This is a genomic window from Actinomycetes bacterium, assembly GCA_036000965.1.
In the GTDB taxonomy this organism is placed as follows: Bacteria; Actinomycetota; CALGFH01; order CALGFH01; family CALGFH01; genus DASYUT01.
In genome coordinates this window covers 1-2,049 of record DASYUT010000181.1, presented here as the reverse complement: position 1 = coordinate 2,049, position 2,049 = coordinate 1, and the positions used below count along the sequence as shown (strand labels likewise).

Below are 2,049 nucleotides of genomic sequence, written 5' to 3'. Positions count from 1 at the left end.
GCCGCAGGTCGGCGCTCAGGGACGGCACGGCCAGGTGCAGCACCGTCAGGTCCATCGCATACAGCAGGCAGGCCAGGGCGAGCACGGCCAGCCCGGTCCACTCCCGCCGCCCGGCCCGTGGGGCATCAGGGGCGGTCACGTCGGCGTTCTGGTCGGTTGGGTCCATCGGTGTTTCTCCCTCTCCCTGCCGCAGCACGCTTGCCTCTCATGGCCTCAGCGTCCGGTCTTGGAGTTCTGGTAGGTGGCGTGGGTGACGTTGGGCAGTCACGCGAAGCGACCAGACAGCCGGTAGATGCCGCTGTCCGGGACAATCTCCCGCCCGCCGTTGGAGTTGGTGGGGACTCCATGACCGATCATATGGTCAGGCGGTGACAGCGAGGTCGAGCGGGCCGGGCTCGTCGGCGGTCGCGCGCTCCGGGGCGGCGGCGCGCTGGTAACTGTGGCCGCGGGTGGCCAACGCCACCCATCCGGGCTCTCGCTGCGGGTTCTTACCGTCGGGGCGTTCAACGTGCGTGAACTGTTGTTCAAGTGGGCAGCGAACACCGCTGGTTCATCCGCCGGTGCGGTTCACCCGCCCGCGAACGCCGCTGCCTGGCCGGATCTCCAACTCACGGGGGCGCACCTCCCTTCTGGCCGTGGACGCAGATGATCCGCACCCTCGCCGAAGACCGTGACGGGCAGGCCCTTGCCGCCTGGCTGGGCGCGGGGGCGGCGCATGTCGCCCAGCTGGTCCCCGGCCTCGCCGAACGCCTTGGGACCACGGCGGTCCCCGCCGCGCCCGCCCGCGAGTCCGATGCGGCGCGTTTCTACCTGTTCGAGGCGGTCGTCGGCCTCTTCAAGCATCCGAGAGGTGCTCTACGAGCGGCTGCCGATCCCGGCCCGAATGCAGCTGCACCGGCGGGTCGAGGTCTCCGGGAACGTGTTCCGCCGGGAAGGCCAGTACTGGACCGTCGCCTACGACGGCTCGGTGGTGCGCCTCAAGGACGCCAAGGGCCTGCGTCACCTGGCCCGGCTGCTGGCGCATCCGGCACGGGAGTTCCACCGCCTCGACCTTGGCTTCGCCGCCTACCGGGTGGTGTCGGTGCTGCCCTTCCTGGCCACCTGGACCGCGCTCTACTACGCCCTGGGCCGGCGGCTGCTGCCGGTCATGGCGGCCAGGTGGGTCTTCAACGGCGGCACCGCGCTCGCCCTGGCCCTCGGCCAAGTCGGATGAGCCTTGCGCCTGCGTCGAAGGCGACGGCGGCTGCTGCTCGCGCTGGCGGCCCTGCTGGTGCTGGTCGCAGTGGGCCATGGGGCGCTGGCCGCCTCCACCTCGCGCTCCCAGCTCGCACGGTCGGTGATCTGGGGCGAGTCCGATGTGCACGACTACGCCCGCTTCCCCGCCCGGAGGGTCCCGCCGGGACCGACCCGGTTCAGGTTCCACCGCCCGGCGGGCGGCGGTTCCAGCGCATCACCCTGCGGCATCTGCTCACCTTCTGGGCGGTTCACCTTCCTGGGGTGGCATGGGGCGAGTCCATCTGGAGCGGCTGGTCGACGCCGGGCTCGGCCGTCCCCGCCGGCAGGACGTCGAAAGCGAAGAGCACGTCCTCCTCCACCGGGTGGACCGTGCGGTTGACGAGCTGGATGGCGTCGGCGACCCGGTCGATGGTCAGGTTCTGAACCGCCTCGGTGCCGGCGCCGATGATCCGGGGAGCCACCCCGGCCACCAGCCGGTCCACGACGCCGGCGGCCAGCATTGAGGTGATCACCTGGGCGCCGCCCTCGACCATGACGGAGCGGACACCATCGGCTCGCAGCCTCCGGAACATTGCGTGGAGGTCCACGCCGTGCCGCGCCGCCGCCACGACGCCGACGCCGACGTTGTGCTCGGCCAATGCCCGCCGCTTGTCGCGGGTGCCGGCTCGCTCAGTGGTGACCACGAGGGTTGGCGCGTCATGGTTGAGCACCTTGGCATCCAGCGGGGTGCGCAGCCTGGAGTCCAGGACGATCCGGAGCGGGGAGACGCCAGGGACCAGGCGCACGGTCAGTAGCGGGTCGTCGCGGAGCACG

3 protein-coding genes are annotated in these 2,049 nt (G+C 71.4%); 1 reads left to right on the top strand and 2 read right to left on the bottom strand.

Annotated features, from left to right (window positions below; translation table 11 throughout):
• On the bottom strand, positions 1-166 hold a 166-nt coding region (locus tag VG276_16730), incomplete at its 3' end, for an MFS transporter (protein HEV8650987.1).
• A gap of 684 nt (positions 167-850) precedes the next feature.
• Between VG276_16730 and VG276_16725 the strand changes: the two genes are divergently transcribed.
• Entirely contained in the window at positions 851-1,213 is a 363-nt protein-coding gene (locus VG276_16725; GenBank protein HEV8650986.1) for a hypothetical protein, read from the top strand.
• Positions 1,214-1,484: 271 nt separating this feature from the next.
• On the opposite strand, the gene VG276_16720 is transcribed toward VG276_16725, so the two are convergent.
• The coding region (locus VG276_16720) for a dihydrofolate reductase family protein (protein HEV8650985.1) at positions 1,485-2,049 on the bottom strand (565 nt) is incomplete at its 5' end.